Genomic DNA, 20,444 nt, shown 5'->3' with positions numbered 1-20,444 from the left:
ATGGCGAACTATTTTGGCACGGACGGTATTCGCGGACGGGCTGGCGAAGGTAAGTTAAGCGAAGCTTCTCTCGAACGTCTGGCGCAGGCCATCGGCGCGCATTTCGGCGATGGATCGCTCGGCGTCATTGGACAGGATACGCGCGAATCCGGTGACTGGGTGCGACGGGCCTTGATGCGCGGCCTGCTGCGGCAGGGCGTGAATGTGGCCTCGCTCGGTATACTGCCGACTCCAGCGACCGCAGCCGCCGTTCCACTCCATTCCGCCCATTTCGGCTTGATGATCACGGCCTCGCACAATCCCTGGCAGGATAATGGCGTCAAACTGTTCGGGCCCGACGGTCGCAAGATTTCCGATGCCGCCCAGGACGCGATCGAGACGCTGATCGAAACCGCGATGAGTGACGGGCTCGACCCGGCTCTGGTCCCGGGGCGGGATCACGGTTCAGTCGAGGGCGCAGGTGCCTATGTCGACGGCCTTGTCGAGGCGTTTCAGTCGACCGGTGTGCAATCGCTCGCCGGGCTGAAGCTTGTCGTCGATGCCGCCCACGGCGCGGCCTTTCAGGCCTTTCCGAAGGCGCTACGCAAACTCGGCGTCGAGCCGGTGTTGATCGGGGTCGAACCTAACGGCCGCAACATCAATCTCGACTGCGGCTCCACCCATACCGAAGCCTTGTCCAAATCTGTCATCGCTCATGAGGCCGATATCGGGATTGCGCTGGACGGCGATGCGGATCGATTGATCCTGATGGACCGGACCGGTCAAGAGGTCGATGGCGATCAGATTATCGCGCGGCTGGCAACCGACTGGAAAAATGCGGGGACCTTGAAGAGTGACGCCGTCGTCTCGACCGTCATGTCAAATCTCGGGCTCGAACGTTACCTCGTACAGCAGGGTCTGCGCCTGGACCGGACGCCAGTTGGAGACCGCCATGTCGCGGCCCGCATGTATGAACTCGGCGCCAATCTGGGTGGAGAACCCTCCGGTCATCTGTTGATGACGGATTATGCTGTCACAGGTGATGGCAGCCTGGCCGCGCTGATGATCTTGTCAGGTCTGGTCCGGTCCGGGCAAACCAGCGAGCATTATCTTCATCTGTTCGACGCCTATCCGCAGATCATGCGCAATGTCCGTTATTCGGGGGCGTCTCCGATGGAGCAGCCAGAGGTTCAGGCGGCGATCCGGCGCGTCGATGCCGATCTGGGAGAGGGCGGCCGGGTTCTGGTTCGCGCATCCGGCACTGAACCGAAAATCCGGGTCATGGCCGAAGGCGAGGATCAGTCGCTTGTTTCGGCTGCGGTCGACGAACTGGTTGCTGTGGTCGAGAAAGCCGCGCTTTAAGCGCGCTTGCGCCTTTTCACTGACCGTCCGTCCCGCTAACGAAGGCAGGATGTGAGAGAGTGTGCGGGCGTGGGGTCGTACCAAGCTGGGAGCCGGGAAACAGGCTGTGCCTCTGAATGTGATCGACATGAATCTGGCCATATCCGCGGTCTCCGTCGCGCTGGCGCTGGCCATGGGGTTGATCCTGCTGGTTATTCTGGGGCGCATCAACCGGTCCGAAAAGCGCTGGAAGGGTAAAGCCAAGGATCTCGATCGTCAGATCGGCCAATATGATGGCGTGTTCGGAGCCTATCCGGGACTGGTTCTCGTCTGGGACGAGGCGACGGTCGGCCGGGAGACGGACTTCGGACAGCCTCGCGTCTTTGGCAGCCCTGCAGCGCTGGCGTCCATGATGCGCATGTCCGAACCGGGCGGTTTCGGCGACACGGCGATGCGGGTTCTATCCGGGCTGGCGGACCTCGATCTGATTACGGATGACCCGAAACGACCGACCCTGCGTACCTTGCTCGGCGCGCTCCGCAATGAGGGAGAGCCCTTTTCGACGACGATCCTGTTGCCGGAAGGCAATATCATCGAGGCGGATGGCCGCGTGGCGGGCGCGCAGGTCGTTCTGTGGCTGCAGGATGCATCGATCCGGGGTGAGGATGAACGCAAGGCGATTTCGCGCTTCGAGACATCGCGCACCATGGCGGAGGCTGAACCCGTCGCCTTTGTCGAAATGATGAGCCGGGCACCGCATCCGGTCTGGCGTCTGTCCAGCATGCGCCGGATCAACTGGGCGAATTCGGCCTATATCGACGCTGTCGGCGGGCGCGGTCTGGATGATGTCTTGCATCGTCAACTCCATCTCGATGCGACGACCCAGTCCGAGGCGATGTCCGTGTTGGAGACAGGCTCGCCCAAAGCGTCCGTCCGTCCGATCGTCACGGCCAGTGGCAAGCGCATGGCGATGCAGATCGATCTGTTTCCGGTCAGTGGCGGTGTTGCAGGCATGGCGATGGACGCGTCGGAAGCGGAAAGCCTGCGCCAGACGCTGGACCGTCATGTCGCTGCGCATGATGCGTGGCTGGGCAAGACGAGCGAAGCCGTAATCTCCTTTGCGCCGGACCAGACACTCCGCAGTTTCAATGAGGCGTTCACTACCCTGTTCAAACTCGATCCGGTCTGGCTCCAGACCAGCCCGTCGCACGCATCCCTGTTGGACCGGTTGCGCGAAACGGATCAGCTTCCGCCGCAATCGGATTACCGCGCTTGGAAGAAAAGCGAACTCGGGCTCTATACAAACTGGCCCACCGAAGTGCCGGAAGAGACCTGGAATCTGCCGAACGGCAATCTCTACCGGGTGGTGCGTCTGCGCGACGCGGAGGGTGGTATCAGCCTGATGTTCTCGGACATGACCGACAAGATGACGCTGAAGAGCCAGCTCGGCACACTGATCAATGTGCAGCGTGCGACGCTTGACAAGCTAACCGAAGGCATTGCCGTTTTCAGTACGGATGGACGCCTGCGCCTGCATAATTCCGCCTTTGCTGACCTGTGGCATCTGGAAGAGGATATGCTGCAGGACAATCCGCGCTTTTCAGACATCATCGATCTCTGCTTCCCGCTGCACCACAATGCCGAATTTTGGGACAATCTCAAAGCGCGGGCGACGGACCCTAATCCGGAAATCCGCCGCCATGTCGACGGAGAAATCATCACATCTGACGAACGCATTCTCTGCTGGCTATCACGACCCTTGCCGGACGGGGCAACACTGATCGCCTGGGACGACGTGACCGCGTCGCGCAAGACCGAGCGTGCCCTGGTCGAACGTGCGGAAGCGCTGGAAGAAGCCGACCGGATGAAAAGCGAATTTGTCGCCCATGTCTCCTATCAGTTACGAACTCCGTTGACGACGATAGCCGGCTATTCCGACTTTCTGCAGAATGGCGGGGCAGGGGAGCTGAGCGACAAGCAGAGCGAATATGTCTTTGCGATTCAGAGTGCGTCCGAGGATCTGGCCAAGGCGATCGACGATATTCTCGATATTGCCGCGATCGAAGCGGACAAGCTCGATCTGGAACTCGGCGATGTCGATATCTTTGATTTGCTTGACCACTCGCTCGACTATGTCGCGACCAAAGCTGACGACACACGCATCACACTGGACCTGCAATGCGATACCGATATCGGTATCGTCCGGGCCGATGAAACGCGGATGAAGCAGGTTGTCTATAATCTGCTGACCAATGCGCTGCGCTTTACCAAGCCCGGCGGCTTGATCGAACTGGGTGCGGAACGCTCAGCCGGTGGCGGCGTCAAGATCTGGGTCCGGGATACGGGCGTCGGTATTCCGCTGGAAAAACAGTCAGCTGTTTTCGAGAGCTTCGAAAGCTCCCGCGGAGGCGTCGGGCTGGGACTGACGCTTGTGCAGCGTATAATCGACCGTCACGGGGGCTGGGTCGAACTGGACAGTGTCGAGGATCAAGGCACGCATGTGACCTGTTATCTACCGCGCGAAGCCAATACCGAAGCCGCCCATCCGGAGCTGTTCGCCGTCGTCGAGAGTTAGGACCCCGTTCGCGACGGGCCCATCAGGATCGTCGCCATGTCTCCCTTATGCCGTGACGTCAGGATCAGCAGATAGACCGACAGGAACAGCATCCCGCCGAAAAAGGCCAGAAGAGCCAGAATCCACGACATCGGCGAAAACCCGTTGCGCCAGGCGACCCAGATCGCCGAAAGCATCAGGAAGGTCATGAAATCGAGATTGAACTGACCCGGCCAGCCCATGGCGAGCATGTCGTTGAAGAAGACGGGGAGCAGATTCGGCCCGTGATTGATCATCACAATGGCTGTGTAGACGATGATAGCGCTCAGAATAGCGAACAGAAACATACGGAAGAGGGTCATGATAATCCTTGTAGCAATCGCTACATCCCTAGCAGACTGTAGCGATTGCTACAAGTCACACCTTTCGCGGTCTTCCGCCTGACCACAATGCTTGCATTTACGCGTCTGCGCGATTAGACGCCCGCATTCCGTTTATCCCTCTTTACAAGAGAGTCTCATGGCCCGCGTTACCGTTGAAGATTGCGTCGAGAAGATTCCAAACCGGTTTGACCTCGTTCTCCTTGCTGCGCACCGTTCCCGCAACATTTCCGCAGGCGCGAGCCTGACCGTGGATCGCGACAACGACAAGACCCCCGTCGTGTCGCTGCGCGAGCTGGCCGACGGCAATCTCGATCTCGACGATCTGCGTGAAAGCCTCGTCGCCAACCTGCAACGCGTCATCACGGATGATGACATGCCGGATGAAGAGACGGAAGAGGCGACACCGGTTCTCGCGCTCGAGCATGGCGAAAGCAAACAGGCCGAAATGTCCGAAGCTGATCTGCTGCGTGCCCTGCAGGGTGACCGCGACAATGACAGTTCGACCCGCTTCTAGCCGTCCGGACAGACTGATTTTTTGCCAAGCCATCGGGTGTGCCCGGTGGCTTTTGCATGAGTCCGCCTCTATGCTGGTGCGGTGAACGATCATACGCCGATCATGCCCGCGCCTCAGCCGGGCCAGCAGGGTTATCTGCGCCAGTTCGAGCTTGTCGAGCGGGTCAAGGCGTATGATCCCTCCGCCGATGAAGGGCTGATCAACAAAGCCTATATTTTTACCGTCAAGGCGCATGGCGAGCAGAAGCGCCATTCCGGTGATCCCTATTTCGCCCATCCGATCGAAGTGGCCGGCATCCTCGCCAACCTGCATCTGGATGTCGCATCAATCTGCACGGCGCTTCTGCATGATGTGCTGGAAGATACGGACGTCACGCGCGACGAGCTGGCAGAACAGTTCACGCCGGAGATCGCCGATCTGGTCGATGGGGTGACGAAGCTGTCGCAGCTCGAGCTCAGCCCATCCGCCTCCCGTGAACGCGCACAGGCGGAAAACTTTCAGAAATTTGTCCTCGCCATGAGCAAGGATGTCCGCGTGCTGATGGTGAAGCTATGCGACCGCCTGCATAATATGCGCACACTACAATACCATCCGAAGCAGGCCTCGCGCGAACGGATTGCGCGCGAAACACTCGATATTTACGCCCCGCTGGCGCGGCGGATCGGCATCGACCGGATCTGCTCGGAACTGGAAGATCTGTCATTCCAACACCTCAATGCTAGCGCCTATGAAGGCATTATGCGACGCCTCGAGGACTGGCGTGCTGAGCAGGGCGAAGCCATCAGCGAAGTCTCGACCGCCTTTCGCGACCTGTTTGACGACCACGCCATGACGGTCCGGATCTATGGACGAGAAAAGCGCCCCTTTGCAATCTGGTTAAAACTGCAACGCCAGAATATCAGCTTCGACGATGTCGCTGACCTCTATGCCTTTCGCATTCTGACGCACCAGGAGGATGATTGCTACCGGGTGCTGGGTATCCTGCACCGGGAATATCGCGCAGTCCCGTCGCGCTTCAGGGATTTCATAAGCGTGCCCAAACCCAATGGGTATCAGTCGCTGCACACGACCATCCGCATGCCGGATAATCGCCGCGTCGAGATCCAGATCCGCACGGAGCGCATGGAAGACGTCGCGCAACGCGGCGTCGCGGCTCACTGGGCCTATAAGAATGAAGCTTACGGCTATGATCCCGAACGCGCCAAGGCGTCAGGCGGTGATCCGCTCAAACGCATCCGCCCACTGGTGGAGATGATGGAACAGAGCGGCGACGCGGCGGAGTTTCTTGAACATGCCAAGCTGGAAATGTTTGCTGATCAGGTCTTCACTTTCACGCCCAAGGGCGATCTGATTTCCTTGCCGCGTGGCGCGACGCCGATCGATTTCGCTTACGCTGTCCATACCAAGGTTGGCGACACCTGTATCGGCGCGGTCGTCAATGGGCGCGACGTTCCGCTCCGGACCCATCTGCGCAACGGCGACGTTGTGAAGATCATTCGCGGCGGTACGGCAGAGCCGCAGGAGGGTTGGGAGAATATGGTCGTGACGGGCAAGGCACGCTCCGCCCTGCGCCGCCTGACACGCGACGGAGAGGCCGAAGAATTCCGCCGTATCGGTGCGATGCTGGCCGAGCACGCCTTCGTCCGCGAGGGTCAGACCTTCACAGAGATCGCACTGGACGATGTGGTCAAACGGCTGGGCGTCACGGATGCCGGCGACATCTATGAACAGCTCGGGCGCGGCGATCTGTCGATGAACGAATTCATCATGGCCGTTTTCCCGGCGCTCAAGGACCGCGATCCGGATGCCGAGATGGCAAACCGCGACCTGATTTCGGATCGCTCGGTCCGTCTTTATGTCAAAGGGGAGGGGCTGCGCTCCGGTGTCGGATTGCACCTGAAGTCCTGTTGCTCACCCATACCCGGCGACCGTATCTTGGGGCTACAATCGGCCAGTGGCGGGATCGATATCCATACGATCGACTGCGAGGAACTGGACAAGCCGGACAATCAGAACAAGGTCTGGATCGATCTGGGCTGGCGGCGAACGGTCGAAAAAACGGCTTCTACGGCGCGCATCACGGCGACGGTTGAACATGTGCCGGGCGCACTGGCCGACGTCACGCGTATCATTGGCGAGAATTCAGGAAACCTGATTAATATCAAGACATTGCAGCGCAGTCCGGCCTTCTTCGATATGGTGCTCGACGTCGAAGTGCGCGACAATCGCCACCTGCTCGCCATCATCGCTGCGCTGCGTACATCGCCTTTCGTGGTCGCCGCAGACCGCAGCCGCTCGCAAATCGAGAAAGACCTACCTGATGACAATGACGACTGACGATGTGCTGGACATGTTCCGGGACGCGGGCGCCCTGCTGGAGGGGCATTTCATCCTGTCGTCTGGTCGGCGCAGCCCAGTCTTTCTGCAAAAGGCTCTGATCTTCAAGAACCCGGTTCTGACGGCAACGCTATGTGCGGCGCTGGCGAACAAGGTCAGGGATTCGCTCGACACCCTTCCGGACATCATTATCGCGCCGGCCATGGGCGGCGTGATTCCGGGCTACGAAATGGCGCGGCAGCTCGGTCTGGAATCGCTGTACATGGAGCGCGAAGACGGTGAATTCACCTTGCGTCGCGGCTTTACACTGGAACAGGGACAAACGGTTCTGATGGTCGAAGACATCGTCACGACGGGTCTGTCCTCGCGCGAAACGATTGCGGCGATCACGCAGGCAGGCGGCAAAGTCGTGGCTGGCTGCTGCATCTTCGACCGCTCTGGCGGTGACGCCGATATCGGTGTGCCGCTCATCAGCCTCGCGGCAAAACGCTTCCCCGACTATGATCCGGATGATCTGCCCGCCGAGCTGCAGCGCATGGAGGCGATCAAGCCGGGCAGTCGGGGCCTGTCATGATGCGGCGCGGCGGCAGCGGCCTGCGGCTGGGCGTGAATATCGACCACGTCGCCACCCTGCGCAATGCGCGTGGCGGTCACCATCCTGACCCGCTGGACGCGGCAAAACAGGCGATCACGGCTGGTGCCGACGGCATCACCGCTCACTTGCGTGAGGATCGCCGTCATATCACCGATGCTGATATGGAACGGCTGTCGGATCTGTGTCGGGACCGCAATGTGCCGCTGAATATGGAACTGGCAGCGACCGAGGAAATGGTCGCCATTGCCGAACGGCTGAAGCCACACGCGGCTTGCATCGTACCGGAACGGCGCGCCGAACGTACGACCGAGGGCGGCCTGGATGTTGCCGGGCAGCATAACCGTCTGGTCCCGATGATCGCGCGTCTGGCCGATGCGGGATGCCGGGTCTCGCTGTTCATCGAAGCGCAGGATATTCAGATCGACGCAACGCAGCGTACCCGCGCCGAGGTAGTCGAGTTTCACACAGGGGCGTACGCCCATGCGCTCGATGAAAACGATCAGGACAAGGCGGATGTGATCCTTGCGCAGCTGCAGACCGGGGGTCAGCTGGCCGACGCGGCGGGTCTGGAAGTGCATTATGGTCATGGGCTGACGTTCGAAAATGTCGTGCCGATCGCTCGCATTCCGCAGGCCAGAGAGCTCAATATCGGACACTTCATTATCGGTGAGGCCGTCTTTCTGGGTCTGACTCCCGCAATCCGACGCATGATTTCGATCATTCGTGACGCGCGGCTGGCTTAGGCACCGGAGGCGTCATGATCCTGGGTATCGGTACGGATATTTGCGACATACGTCGCATTCGTTCCATCTATGACCGCCATCCTGAGCGATTTCCGGCCAAGGCGTTCACCGAAGCCGAGCGTAAAAAATGTCTCGCCCGTCCGGACCCCGTACCCTGCCTGGCGAAACGGTTTGCGGCTAAGGAAGCTGTCGCCAAGGCACTGGCGACCGAAGAGAGCGGGGAGCTATCCTGGCACGATGTGGAAGTGATCAATCGACCGTCCGGTCGTCCGGATGTGAAGCTGCATGGCGGAGCCGCCGAACGGCTCGCCAGTATCTTGCCCGCGGCTCACACCGCGCATGTCCGCCTCAGCCTGTCCGACGAGCGTGATTTTGCGGTGGCCTTTGCAGTAGTCGAAGCGAGACCGGAGTGATAGGGCGCGCCAATGTTCAAGCGTAAGCCCAAAGCGAAATCCGGTGGTATCGGCGAACTCGTCTCGACAGTGGTCTGGGCGCTCGGCATTGCCTTCGTCCTGCGGACCTTTATTTTCCAGCCTTTCACCATTCCGACCGGGTCCATGTATCCCGGGCTGATGGAAGGGGATTATGTCATCACGTCCAAATATACGGTCGGTTACGGGCGTTATGCGGCGCTGCCCCTGCCGTTCCCGGATATTGACGGTCGATTGTTCGGTCGGGGCCCGGCCCGCGGTGATGTCGTCGTGTTCCGGCCCGACGGGATCAACCAGAATTATATCAAGCGCGTCGTGGGACTGCCGGGTGATCGCGTTCAGATGATCGATGGTCAGCTCTATCTCAATGACGCGCCAGTCCAGACGGCACTGGTGCGCAACGAACCCTACGCCCATCGGTCCGACGGTGTCGTGCGCGAAACGCTCAATGCCGAGCTGATCGCCGAACAACTGCCGGGGGAAGACGAACCGCATCTGATCTATGACGCGATCAAGAATAATGGGGCGGACAACACATCGGTCTTTACGGTGCCGGCCGGACACTATTTCATGATGGGCGACAATCGCGACTTTTCCGGTGATAGCCGCGTGCCGGTCCGTTTGTCAGGTGCGGGTTACGTCCCGGCGGAAAACATCATCGGCGAAGCGGAATTCGTTCTGTTGTCGGTCAATGAAGACTTCTCCCTGATCAAGCCCTGGACCTGGGGCAATATGAGAGGCGGGCGCTTCTTCAAGGGTATTGAGTGAGCGAGCTCGACCGCAATCGCTATCGCCGGGTCGAAAAGCTCGAACAGCGGCTCGACTACCGGTTCAAGGATCGCGATCTGGCCATGCGGGCGCTGACGCACAGTTCCTACGGGGACGGACAGACCAACCCGCCCAATAATGAACGGCTGGAATTTCTCGGCGACCGTGTTCTCGGTCTGATGACAGCCGAAATTCTCTTCAACCATTCGCGCGAAGCCGAAGGTACGCTGGCGCGGCGACTGAATGCGCTGGTGCGCAAGGAAACCTGCGCCGATGTCGCGCGCCGGATCGACCTTGGTGAATGCGTGCTGATTTCCCCGTCCGAGGAACGCCAAGGTGGCCGGGATAAGGATTCTATTCTCGGGGATGCCTGCGAAGCCCTGATTGCGGCGCTTTATCTGGATGGCGGCATGGCGGCGGCGCAAACTTTCTACAATACATATTGGAAAGAGACGTTCGACCGGGTTGTGTCGCGTTCGGCCAAGGACCCGAAGACGGAATTGCAGGAACGCGCGATGGCGATGAACCACTCCCTGCCGGACTATCAGATCGTGGATCGAACGGGCCCCGATCATGCACCCGAATTCGTGGTCGAGGTCTCGGTCCGCGATGTGGGCTCGGCCATCGGGCGTGGCAAAAGCAAGCGTGACGCCGAACGGCTTGCGGCCAAAGCCCTGATCGAGGCATGGGCATGAACGAGGCATGGGTATGAGCGCATCATCAACCACACGAAGCGGTTTCGCCGCAATCGTCGGCGCGCCGAATGCGGGCAAGTCGACCCTCACCAACCGTCTGGTCGGCGAAAAAGTCTCGATCGTTACACACAAGGTGCAGACGACACGGTTTCAGATCCGCGCCATTGCCCTGCTGGATACGTCAGAGGGCAACCGCGCTCAGGTCGTTCTGGTCGATACGCCCGGCATTTTCGCTCCCCGAAAGCAGGACCGTCTGGCCAAATCCATGGTGCATGCGGCTTGGTCGGGGGCGGATGACGCGAATGCGGTCGTGCATGTGGTTGATGCCGGGGCCTGGTACCGTCACAACCGGAATGAAGGCTCCGCACAGGACCGTCTCGCCAGCGAGGATACGGAACGCGTCATGGCCGGCTTATCGCAGCGCGAACGTAAGGGCGTGCTGGTCCTGAACAAGATCGATACGATCCCGACCGAAGAAACCCTGCCTATCATCGCCCATTTTGATCAGGCCGGGGGTTACGAGCGCATTTTCGTCGTTTCGGCGACCAAGGGCGATGGCATTGATGATCTGGCCACCTATCTGGCCGATGCCATGCCGGAAGGGCCGCTCCTCTATCCCGAAGATCAGGCTGCGGACATTCCGATGCGCCTGATGGCGGCGGAAATCACACGCGAGAAGCTGTTTCTGCGGCTGCATGACGAGCTGCCTTATGCCTCCATGGTCGAGACCGAAAAATGGACCGACCGAAAGGACGGTTCGGTCCGGATCGACCAGATCATCTATGTCCGGCGCGGCACGCAGAAAGGCATCGTGCTCGGCAAGGGCGGGACGACGGTCAAGGATATCGGCGCCGCCGCGCGCAAGGAGATGGAGGACTGGCTGGGTCGCCGGGTGCATCTCTTCATCTTCGTCAAGGTGCGGGAGAACTGGATGGACGACCGCGCGCGCTACACGGAAGCCGGGCTCGAGTTCGACGTCTGATGGATTTCGTCAGCGAGGCGATTGTCCTGCAGGCGCGAAAGCACGGCGAAACCTCCGCCATTATGGAAAATTTCACGCGCGAACGGGGTCGCCATAATGGTCTGGTTCGGGGTGGGGCCGGACGGCGCATGCGCCCGCTGCTGCAACCTGGCAATATCGTCGAAGTCGAATGGCGCGGGCGTCTGGAGGACCATCTTGGCTATTTCACGGTGGAAATCGTCGATGCGCTGGCGGGCCTGTTCATGGAAGATCGGCTCAGCCTGGCGGCACTCAATGCGATTGCCGCGCTGCTGCGCGAAATGCTGCCGGAAAAACAGCCGCTGCCGGACCTCTATGACGTGACCAAGATCGTGCTGGAACGGCTCGATGATCAGGCGGTCTGGCCAGCGCTTTATGTACGCTGGGAGAGCCTCCTGCTACAATCGCTCGGCTATGGTCTGGATCTGTCGCGTTGCGCTGGCACTGGGGTTACGGACAATCTCACCCATGTCAGCCCGCGCTCGGGTCGCGCCGTCAGTACGGACGCGGCTCAACCTTATCTCGACAAGCTGTTTCGTCTGCCGCCATTCCTGCGCGGTGAACCCATCGCCAGTCCGCAGGATATTGCCGACGGCCTGCGCCTGACCGGTCACTTCCTCGAAACCCGCGTCCAATGGGAACGCAACCGCACCCTGCCGGACGCCAGACGCGTCATGGTGGCGCGTTTGCAAGCGACAGGGCTCGCGGCGGACTAGTCGTTGTCGAACAGGCGATGAGGAGCGCGCTGCATGAAATCATGATTACCCGCCACATACGTTCCCTATAGCTCCGAGAAACCTGAATTGGGGCATCAGGTTTGGCCCACCATCGTCCTCAGAGCGCGCATTTTCCCTGTTTGTTCCGCTAGGCATTCGGGCCGAATCCCTTAGAGATTTCGCGCATGGCCCGAACCAAGACCCCGAAAGCTCCGCCTCCGCCGCCCAAGCCGGTGATCGAGGAGCATATCGATAATGCGCTGTCCGCGCGCTATATGGCCTATGCGCTGTCGACCATCACGCAGCGCGCCCTGCCGGATGTGCGTGACGGTCTGAAACCCGTCCATCGCCGCATTCTCTACGCCATGCGGCAGCTCAAGCTTAATCCGGAAGGGGCCTACAAGAAGTCCGCGCGCATTGTCGGCGACGTGATGGGGCAATATCACCCGCATGGCGACCAGAGTATCTATGACGCGCTGGTCAAGCTCAGCCAGCAATTCGCGACCCGCTATCCGCTGGTCGAGGGGCAGGGGAATTTCGGCAATATTGACGGTGATAGCCCTGCGGCCATGCGCTATACCGAAGCCAAGATGACGGCGGCGGGAGTCCTGTTGCTCGAAGGTCTTGACGAAGACGCGGTCGACTTCAAGGATACCTACAATGAAGAGGATCAGGAGCCGGTCGTCCTGCCGGCTGGGTTCCCGAACCTGCTGGCCAATGGGGCGCAAGGGATCGCCGTCGGTATGGCGACATCCGTCCCGCCGCATAATGTCGCGGAAATCTGCAATGCCGCGCTGCACCTGATCAAGACGCCCAATGCCCGGATCGAAACGCTGGTCGAGAACCATATCTTCGGTCCCGATCTGCCGACGGGCGGGATCATGGTCGAACCGCGCGACAGCATTCTGCAGGCTTACAAGACCGGCAAGGGTGGCTTCCGGGTGCGAGCGCGCTGGACCCGCGAGGATCTGGGGCGCGGCCAGTACCAGATCATCGTCACCGAAATTCCCTATCAGGTACAGAAGTCCCGCCTGATCGAGAAGCTCGCCGACGTGATCGAGAGCAAGACGGCCTCGGGCCTAGCCGATGTGCGGGACGAATCCGCTGAAGATATTCGCATCGTGCTGGAGCCGAAATCGAAGAATATCGATCCGGACGTGCTGATGGAAAGCCTGTTCAAGCTGACCGAACTGGAAAGCCGTGTCAGCCTGAACATGAATGTTCTGGACGCCCATGGCGTGCCCCGCGTCATGGATCTGCGCGAGGTAATTCAGGCGTGGCTCGACCATCGCCGCGAAGTTCTGCTTCGCCGAACGCACCAACGGCTGGGCAAGATCGCGCTGCGCCTGGAAGTGCTCGACGGCTATATGATCGCCTTCCTCAATCTTGACGAAGTGATTCGCATCGTGCGCTATGAGGACAAGCCCAAGGACGAACTGATCCGGGCGTTCAACCTGGCCGACCGCCAAGCCGACGCGATCCTGAACATGCGGCTGCGCGCACTCAACAAGTTGCAGGAAATCGAGATCAGGTCGGAAAGTGATGCGCTGCGGCTCGAACAGACGGACCTCGAAGCGCTGGTTGGGTCTGATCAGAAACAATGGGACATGATCGCCGGTCAGATCCGTTCCCTCCGGGACCTTTACGGGCCGAAGACGGAAGAAGGCCGCCGCCGCACCACCTTCGCCGAAGCACCGGATCTGGATATCGATCTGGCGACCGCCTTCATTCAGGAAGAGCCGATTACGGTCGTGCTGTCGAAGAAGGGCTGGATCCGTGCCATGAAGGGCAAGCTGGACGATCTGGATTCGCTGAAATTCAAGGAAGGCGACACGCTGGCCTTTTCCGTTCCGGCCAAGACGACGGACAAGATCATTCTGTTCGCCTCGAATGGCAAGGCTTATACGCTGTCCGGCGACAAGCTGCCAGGCGGGCGCGGCAATGGCGAGCCGATCCGCTTGATGATCGATCTCGAAAACGACCATATTCCTGTCGGCCTGTTCGTTCACGATCCGGACCGGACACTGCTAGTCGCGTCATCGGAAGGCTATGGCTTCCGGGTCAGGGAAGCGGACATTGTCGCCTCGACCAAGGGCGGCAAGCAGGTGCAGACCGTCAAAGGTGATGCCGAAACGATGCGCGTCGTGGCCGCCACGGGCGACCGGGTCGCCGTCATCGGAGAGAACCGCAAGTTGCTGGTCTTTCCCCTAGATGAAGTCTCCGAACTCACCCGCGGCAAAGGCGTGCGGCTACAGAAATATCGCGACGGCGGCGTCAGCGATATTACCACATTCGCCAGCGCGGACGGGCTCAGCTACATCGACACGGCAGGCCGCCGTCAGGAGGTCGCCGACTGGCACCTCTACGAAGGATCCCGCGCGCAAGTCGGACGCAACGCGCCGCGCGGCTTCTCCCGGCAGGGCCTGTTCGCCCCGGACAAGCGGTTGTAAACGCCGCGCCCGGGTACTTTTTCCGGATGCCATCCCCGTTGCCCGCACAGGCCGATAGGCTGGAAGATGGATCACCGGATCAAGTCCGGTGATGTGGGGGAGTAGAGTGCTGGTCCCCGTTCATAGCATGCATAGGGGGCGCTCTCAATTAATCCCCGCCCATGCCGTTAAGTACGGCTTCCGTTTCAGTCACCTACCCTCAATCCCACAAACCTAATCCCCGGACCCCCATTTCCATGCTCTTTTACCCTCGTCCGTCACGGACACGAGGTGGGGCATAACCCTCGGTGTGGCGGATCGGTGTGAGGGCTTCGGCCCGTGTTGCGGACGGACATGTCCGCGACCGGTGAAAGCCGGAAAGGTCCGTCAGGTGATGGCGGAGCGACCGGGCCGAGAGCGGATGTGTCGGCGGTTTATGCTGCCGCTGACACCCTTCCTTGTCTCTGCCGCCCTTGAGGCTGGTCCTTCGCGGACCGCGCGTGAGCCAAGCATCCGCCGCTGCCATGATCCGGCATCGGGGGTTAGGCCGCGGAACCCGCAGGCGATGGGTCGCAGGCGCGGCAGGCGAAACGAACCGAACACCGCGCGCGGGCTCTGTCTTGCGACGAAACGGTACACTCAACTCTTTCCCGGTCACGGGGCAGAGCCCACGCCTCGTGTCATTCCTGACGATGAGGGTTCAGATCAACTCTGATGCCGGAGACCGCCTCTGGTTGGAGAAAGGCGCCTGCCGGAAAACCAACCCGTCAATGCCACCGTCCCAAGAAGCCAATGCCGGGAAGAGATAAGCGGTCGGTGCGAAAGCGAGGCTGAACTATTCGGATGAGTGCGAATATGGCCGAGGCCATGATGCCCGGCAGACATATCGCCGGGCATCATGGCGCAGATTTCCCTGCGCAAGTCTAAGTCGCGTCCTTGCGCTTGCGGTGGGGCTCCCCCACTTTGTTACTGTTCGTTCTGACTCGAAAGCACAGTGTTCATGACGCAAACTCTTCCCGTTCTTCCCTTGCGCGACATAGTCGTCTTTCCGCACATGGTCGTGCCGCTCTTCGTTGGCCGCGACGGCTCGATCAGGGCGCTGGAAGAGGTGATGCGGGCCGACAAGCATATTTTCCTGCTGACGCAGCGTGATCCCGCAACGGATGAACCGGTGAGCGACGATCTGTTTGCCTATGGCTGTATCGCCAAGATCATGCAGTTGCTGAAACTTCCCGACGGCACGGTCCGCGTACTGGTTGAAGGGCAGGACCGGGCGCAACTCAATGACCTGCGCCTGCGCGATGGCTTCATGGAAGCGGACATCGAGACGGTCGGTTCCGACTATGACAAGGTCAAGGCGCGTGCTCTGGCCAAAGATGTACGCGACGCCTTTGCCGATTTCGGCAAGGTCAATAACCGCATCGCCGAAGAAGTCGTCAGCTCGGTCGTCGATACGAATGATCCGTCCAAGCTGGCCGACACGGTCGCGGTTCATCTCGGCGCCGATCTCGAAACCAAGCAGGAACTGTTGGAAACAGCCGACCCCGCCGTGCGGCTGTCGCGGATTCTTGATGCGATTGGCGGCGAGACCTCCGTCCTGAAAGTCGAGAAGAAAATCCGCAGTCGCGTCAAACGCCAGATGGAAAAGACGCAGCGCGAATATTATCTCAATGAACAGATGAAGGCGATCAAGAACGAGCTCGGCGATGACGAGGTCGACGAGATGGCCGAGCTGATCGACAAGGCCGAAAAGACAAAGCTGTCCAAGGAAGCGCGCGAAAAGCTGACCAAGGAGCTGAAGAAGCTCAAACAGATGAGCCCGATGAGCGCGGAAGCCAATGTGTCGCGCAACTATATCGACTGGATGCTGTCGGTGCCGTGGGGCAAGAAGAAGCGCGTTCAGCGCGATCTCGACAAGGCACAAGCCATCCTGGATCAGGATCATTACGGCCTCGACAAGGTCAAGGAACGGATCATTGAACATCTCGCCGTGCAGACACGCACGAAGAAGGTCAAAGGACCAATCTTGTGTCTCGTGGGACCGCCCGGCGTCGGCAAGACGTCTCTGGGACGCTCCATTGCCAAGGCTACGGGGCGTGAATTCGTCCGTGTCAGCCTCGGCGGCGTACGCGACGAGAGCGAGATTCGCGGCCACCGCCGGACCTATATCGGCTCCATGCCGGGTCGGATCATCCAGTCCATGAAAAAGGCCAAATACGTCAATCCGTTCTTTCTGTTCGACGAAATCGACAAGATGGGCAGCGATCATCGGGGCGATCCGTCTGCAGCGCTGCTCGAAGTGCTCGACCCGGAACAGAACGATACGTTCAACGACCATTATCTCGACGTGGATTATGACCTGTCGGACGTGATGTTCGTCACGACGGCCAACAGTCTCGATATGTCGCAGCCCTTGCTCGACCGGATGGAGATCATTCGCATTCCGGGCTATACGGAAGATGAAAAAGTCGAGATCGCGCGCCGTCACCTGATCCCGGAGCAGCGCAAGGAAAACGGTCTGAAAGCGGACGAATTCGACGTGTCTGATGACGCTGTCCGCGCTATTATCCGCTATTATACCCGTGAAGCGGGCGTGCGCTCGCTCAAGCGCGAAATTGCTCGCCTTGCCCGCAAGGCGCTGACTCAGATCATCAAGGAAAAAGGCAAGCAGATTGCCGTTACGGACGCCAATATTGGCGACTTCCTGGGCGTGAAGAAACATCGGTTCGGGCGCACTGACACGGAAGATCAGATCGGCGTCGTCACGGGGCTGGCCTGGACCAGCGTCGGCGGCGACCTGCTGACCATCGAAGCCGTGTCCATGTCCGGACGGGGCAAGATGACGGTGACGGGCAATCTGAAAGAGGTGATGAAAGAATCGATCTCGGCGGCGAACAGCTATGTGCAGGCGCGCGCGCCGGAACTCGGCATAAGCCCGCGCGAATTCCGGGCGCGCGATATACATGTCCATGTCCCCGAAGGCGCAACGCCCAAAGACGGGCCGTCCGCAGGTATCGCCATGGTCACGGCTATGGTGTCCGTGCTGACAGGCATTCCGGTCAAGTCCGACGTGGCCATGACCGGCGAAGTCACGTTGCGCGGTCGGGTCTTGCCGATCGGCGGATTGAAGGAAAAGCTGCTGGCGGCGCTGCGAGGCGGCGTGAAGACCGTGCTGATTCCTGACGAGAATGAAAAGGATCTGGCCGAAATTCCGGACAATGTGAAAGAGGCGCTGACCATTATTCCCGTCGCCTCCGTCGATGAGGTCCTGAAGCACGCACTTACGGCGCTGCCTGATCCGATTGACTGGACCGAGGACGATGCGGCGCAGCTCTCGGGCATATTGCTTGGCGGGATATCCGCGATCGATCCGTCCCGGGATATGGGCACGCAAATCAATTGATGACATTGCAAGCGCAGATCAGCTCTGCGCTGGACGCGGTCGGACTGCAAAGCCGGGCCTGTCAGGAGGCAGGTGAGGGGAGCTGGCCGTCTGCCTTTGCGGTGTCCGATCTGGCCGTTGCGTCGATTGGCGCGGCCTGTGCCGAAGCGGCGGCACTGGCGGGTCGGACTACGCCTGTGACCATAGACCGGCGACTGGCCTCGCTCTGGTTCGGTTTCACTGTGCAGCCACAGGGCTGGGACCTGCCGCCCGTCTGGGACGATCTGGCGGGCATCTACAAAGCGAAGGACGGCTTTGTACGCCTTCATACGAATGCGCCGCATCACAAGGTGGCTGCGCTTGAGGCCCTGAACTGCGATGCAGATCGCGCCATTGTCGCTGCACGCGTCGCGGACATGTCCGCCACAGCCGTGGAAATAGCTGTCGTTCTGGAAAGTGGATGTGCGGCTCGATTGATGAGTCTGTCCGAGTGGGCCGATCACCCACAGGGTCGCGCGGTCCGGTCGGAGCCGCTGATCGACTGGCGCGAGCACGGCGATGCGTCAACGTTCGTTCCGTGTCCGGGCGAACGACCTCTGGCCGGACTCAAGGTTCTTGATCTGACGCGGGTCCTCGCAGGGCCTGTCTGTACGCGCACACTGGCCGGGTTCGGCGCGGATGTGCTGCGCATCGATCCGCCGGGCTGGTGCGAAGCGCTGGTCGAAACGGAAGTGACACCGGGTAAACGGCTGGCGACGTTGGATCTGAAATCCGATGGCGACCGCGAGCGTTTTCTGGCGCTTCTGGAAGCGGCTGATGTGCTCGTGCATGGCTACCGCAATGGCGCCCTCGACGCATTGGGGCTTGGCGAAGAGAAACGACGCAGGGTCAGTCCCGGTCTCATCGACGTATCGTTGAACGCTTATGGTTGGACCGGTCCCTGGTCGACCCGGCGGGGTTTCGACAGTCTCGTGCAGATGAGTAGCGGTATCGCCCATCGAGGCATGGAATGGCGCGGCTCGGACGCGCCCGTACCGCTTCCCGTTCAGGCACTCGACTTTGCGACCGGTTATCTGATGGCAGCGGCTGTCATGCGGGCTCTGCGGGTCGGTGTGGCCCTGTCAGCTCGCCTTTCACTGGCGCGTACGGCGGCCCTGCTGACGTCGCATCCACTCGATAATGACGACACACCGCTCGCGCCGGTTTCTGACAGCGACATGACCGCGGCCATCGAACAGACTGACTTGGGGCCTGCGCGACGTATCCGGTTTCCGGCCGATCTGCCCATGAGCTGGAATTGTCCGGCGCGGCGGCTTCACGCCGATCCTGCGATCTGGTCGGTCTAGGACGCGGTGCGTCACAGGTGCAGACTATTATCGAATTTCCTGATTTCGTAGATTGAATCATTCAAGCTCGCATAGAGAATACCTGCCGCACTGCGCTGTGGATACAGCATTCGGTCGTTTTGGAAGCAGTCCGGCTCCGAGGGATCGGAGACGGCCTGATCGCCATCGAAATAAGTCCATCCTTGCGCATCTATGGCAACAGAGGTGTGGTAGTAGGGTGCCGTCGCTTCGCCGGCATGAATGACGGCGAAGGAGGCGCAGTCATTCAGAGAGCCCCGCGCGATGATAACCCGGTTTTCCATCGTGAATGCGCGCTCAGGCTTGGAGAATTCAGTTTCGGTCATGACGGATGTGGCGAGCGTCACCCTGTCGCCCTGAACATGCAGTCCCGTCGGACGATTGGATGCCGCATCATCTCCGAGTAGGTGGGACAGATCGCATTCGCGCGTCCGCGACCCGCTTGTTGGCTCGAATTCGACCAGCGTCCACCCTCTGAGGCGCGTATCCGCCGCACGATTGTGAGAATAATGGGTGGCCGTTCGCATACCGGAACGGACGAAGGAACCTGGATAGAGATACTGCCCCGATTCACCGCTGAGCACTGTTCTGGTGCTTTGGAAGTCGTCCTGGCTACTCAAGCTTACAAGATCGCCCGAACCTCTGGACTGGTCACGAATGAAAAGATCGATCCGGTCGCCGTAATCCACCCATCGCGGGTAGGTGAACTGGCCCTCCACAGGGGACAGGCGACGGACAACATTCAGTCCGGTATCCAGCTGATAGAGATGCAACGGTGTGCCGTGATAGGCTGTTGCAAGCCAAAACGTCTGACGATCGGGCGACGCCATGATGGCCGGTGCCGCATGGTCATCAGCCCGACCTGGCCCATCGAAGAGGCGATCCCTGAAATCGTGGATGATGCGGGGGGCCTCTGGTGTCCGTACATCCGCAACCATAATGTGACCGTCGGACGTCAGATAGGCGACCACCTTCTGCTTTCCGATCGTCGTCAAAGCCGGACCGTTATAGAAAAGAAGATTGCCGTCCGTTGTCAGAACCACCTCACGTTCGGCGCGATCCGCACAGGCCTGAATCAGTGCCGCGAGAAGGATGAGCGTTATCAGAACGATGGGGCGTTCGGACATTTTACGGCATGCTCTCATATGGACGGGTCCTCTCCTGACATGCTCAACCACGCTGCACATCGGAAACTTAGACTTGACGTGCGCTC

The 20,444-nt window shown here is 60.2% G+C and carries 16 protein-coding genes; 14 read left to right on the top strand and 2 right to left on the bottom strand.

The genetic code is table 11. The features are described 5' to 3' along the window. Nucleotides 1-1,341: a phosphoglucosamine mutase gene (glmM, locus tag AB6B39_RS11460; RefSeq protein ID WP_284370245.1), complete on the top strand. Its 1,341-nt coding sequence runs from the start codon at nt 1-3 to the stop codon at nt 1,339-1,341. Between the two features lie 61 nt (nt 1,342-1,402). Then, a complete protein-coding gene (locus AB6B39_RS11455) occupies nt 1,403-3,895 on the top strand; it encodes a sensor histidine kinase (RefSeq protein WP_284370247.1) in 2,493 nt (830 codons plus the stop codon). Here AB6B39_RS11455 and AB6B39_RS11450 read toward each other — a convergent pair. Continuing rightward, complete coding sequence (locus tag AB6B39_RS11450; protein WP_284370249.1) at nt 3,892-4,236, bottom strand: hypothetical protein; 345 nt, start codon at nt 4,234-4,236, stop codon at nt 3,892-3,894. The two genes, AB6B39_RS11455 and AB6B39_RS11450, sit on opposite strands and share 4 nt — an antisense overlap. Nucleotides 4,237-4,393: 157 nt before the next feature. Here AB6B39_RS11450 and rpoZ point away from each other — a divergent pair, with 157 nt between their 5' ends. From rpoZ to AB6B39_RS11390, 12 genes are all read left to right on the top strand, one after another. Continuing rightward, a complete protein-coding gene (gene rpoZ, locus AB6B39_RS11445) occupies nt 4,394-4,771 on the top strand; it encodes a DNA-directed RNA polymerase subunit omega (RefSeq protein ID WP_284370251.1) in 378 nt (125 codons plus the stop codon). Between the two features lie 81 nt (nt 4,772-4,852). Then, complete coding sequence (locus tag AB6B39_RS11440; protein WP_284370254.1) at nt 4,853-7,108, top strand: RelA/SpoT family protein; 2,256 nt, start codon at nt 4,853-4,855, stop codon at nt 7,106-7,108. After that, on the top strand, nt 7,098-7,682 hold the full coding sequence (gene pyrE / locus AB6B39_RS11435; RefSeq protein ID WP_348520154.1) for an orotate phosphoribosyltransferase: 585 nt from the start codon (nt 7,098-7,100) through the stop codon (nt 7,680-7,682). Before AB6B39_RS11440 ends, pyrE begins: the two co-directional genes overlap by 11 nt. Beyond that, the gene (locus AB6B39_RS11430; protein WP_284370258.1) at nt 7,679-8,446 is read left to right on the top strand and encodes a pyridoxine 5'-phosphate synthase; all 768 of its coding nucleotides are present in this window, start codon (nt 7,679-7,681) and stop codon (nt 8,444-8,446) included. The genes pyrE and AB6B39_RS11430 overlap by 4 nt, the downstream gene beginning before the upstream one ends. A gap of 14 nt (nt 8,447-8,460) precedes the next feature. Beyond that, nucleotides 8,461-8,859, top strand: coding sequence for a holo-ACP synthase (gene acpS, locus AB6B39_RS11425; protein ID WP_284370260.1), 399 nt, complete (start codon nt 8,461-8,463; stop codon nt 8,857-8,859). A gap of 12 nt (nt 8,860-8,871) precedes the next feature. Next, nucleotides 8,872-9,645, top strand: a complete 774-nt coding sequence (gene lepB, locus AB6B39_RS11420) for a signal peptidase I (protein ID WP_284370262.1) — start codon at nt 8,872-8,874, stop codon at nt 9,643-9,645. Then, complete coding sequence (rnc, locus tag AB6B39_RS11415; protein ID WP_284370264.1) at nt 9,642-10,340, top strand: ribonuclease III; 699 nt, start codon at nt 9,642-9,644, stop codon at nt 10,338-10,340. The genes lepB and rnc overlap by 4 nt, the downstream gene beginning before the upstream one ends. A gap of 13 nt (nt 10,341-10,353) precedes the next feature. Beyond that, nucleotides 10,354-11,322 carry a GTPase Era gene (era, locus tag AB6B39_RS11410; RefSeq protein WP_284370266.1) on the top strand — a complete coding sequence of 323 codons (969 nt, stop codon included), beginning with the start codon at nt 10,354-10,356 and terminating at the stop codon, nt 11,320-11,322. Next, nucleotides 11,322-12,056 (top strand): DNA repair protein RecO, encoded by a 735-nt coding sequence (recO, locus tag AB6B39_RS11405; protein WP_284370268.1) that lies wholly within the window; start codon nt 11,322-11,324, stop codon nt 12,054-12,056. Before era ends, recO begins: the two co-directional genes overlap by 1 nt. Nucleotides 12,057-12,241: 185 nt before the next feature. Continuing rightward, entirely contained in the window at nt 12,242-14,506 is a 2,265-nt protein-coding gene (gene parC, locus AB6B39_RS11400) for a DNA topoisomerase IV subunit A (RefSeq protein WP_284370270.1), read from the top strand. Between the two features lie 979 nt (nt 14,507-15,485). Then, entirely contained in the window at nt 15,486-17,888 is a 2,403-nt protein-coding gene (gene lon, locus AB6B39_RS11395; protein WP_284370272.1) for an endopeptidase La, read from the top strand. A gap of 5 nt (nt 17,889-17,893) precedes the next feature. Continuing rightward, the gene (locus AB6B39_RS11390) at nt 17,894-19,213 is read left to right on the top strand and encodes a CoA transferase (RefSeq protein ID WP_371398766.1); all 1,320 of its coding nucleotides are present in this window, start codon (nt 17,894-17,896) and stop codon (nt 19,211-19,213) included. Between the two features lie 11 nt (nt 19,214-19,224). Here AB6B39_RS11390 and AB6B39_RS11385 read toward each other — a convergent pair whose 3' ends face one another. Beyond that, entirely contained in the window at nt 19,225-20,358 is a 1,134-nt protein-coding gene (locus tag AB6B39_RS11385; RefSeq protein ID WP_284370273.1) for a hypothetical protein, read from the bottom strand. Nucleotides 20,359-20,444: the final 86 nt, after the last annotated feature.

Source organism: Algimonas porphyrae (assembly GCF_041429795.1).
GTDB classification, from domain to species: domain Bacteria; phylum Pseudomonadota; class Alphaproteobacteria; order Caulobacterales; family Maricaulaceae; genus Litorimonas; species Litorimonas porphyrae.
This window is presented reverse-complemented; position numbering and strand designations above follow the sequence as displayed.

Excerpts from the sequence above, each read along its gene's own strand:
- lepB (WP_284370262.1), top strand. The coding sequence starts at position 8,872 with ATGTTCAAGCGTAAGCCCAAAGCGAAATCCGGTGGTATCGGCGAACTC.
- lon (WP_284370272.1), top strand. The coding sequence starts at position 15,486 with ATGACGCAAACTCTTCCCGTTCTTCCCTTGCGCGACATAGTCGTCTTT.
- era (WP_284370266.1), top strand. The coding sequence starts at position 10,354 with ATGAGCGCATCATCAACCACACGAAGCGGTTTCGCCGCAATCGTCGGC.
- recO (WP_284370268.1), top strand. The coding sequence starts at position 11,322 with ATGGATTTCGTCAGCGAGGCGATTGTCCTGCAGGCGCGAAAGCACGGC.
- glmM (WP_284370245.1), top strand. The coding sequence starts at position 1 with ATGGCGAACTATTTTGGCACGGACGGTATTCGCGGACGGGCTGGCGAA.
- parC (WP_284370270.1), top strand. The coding sequence starts at position 12,242 with ATGGCCCGAACCAAGACCCCGAAAGCTCCGCCTCCGCCGCCCAAGCCG.
- AB6B39_RS11430 (WP_284370258.1), top strand. The coding sequence starts at position 7,679 with ATGATGCGGCGCGGCGGCAGCGGCCTGCGGCTGGGCGTGAATATCGAC.
- rpoZ (WP_284370251.1), top strand. The coding sequence starts at position 4,394 with ATGGCCCGCGTTACCGTTGAAGATTGCGTCGAGAAGATTCCAAACCGG.
- AB6B39_RS11385 (WP_284370273.1), bottom strand. The coding sequence starts at position 20,358 with ATGTCCGAACGCCCCATCGTTCTGATAACGCTCATCCTTCTCGCGGCA.
- acpS (WP_284370260.1), top strand. The coding sequence starts at position 8,461 with ATGATCCTGGGTATCGGTACGGATATTTGCGACATACGTCGCATTCGT.
- pyrE (WP_348520154.1), top strand. The coding sequence starts at position 7,098 with ATGACGACTGACGATGTGCTGGACATGTTCCGGGACGCGGGCGCCCTG.
- AB6B39_RS11450 (WP_284370249.1), bottom strand. The coding sequence starts at position 4,236 with ATGACCCTCTTCCGTATGTTTCTGTTCGCTATTCTGAGCGCTATCATC.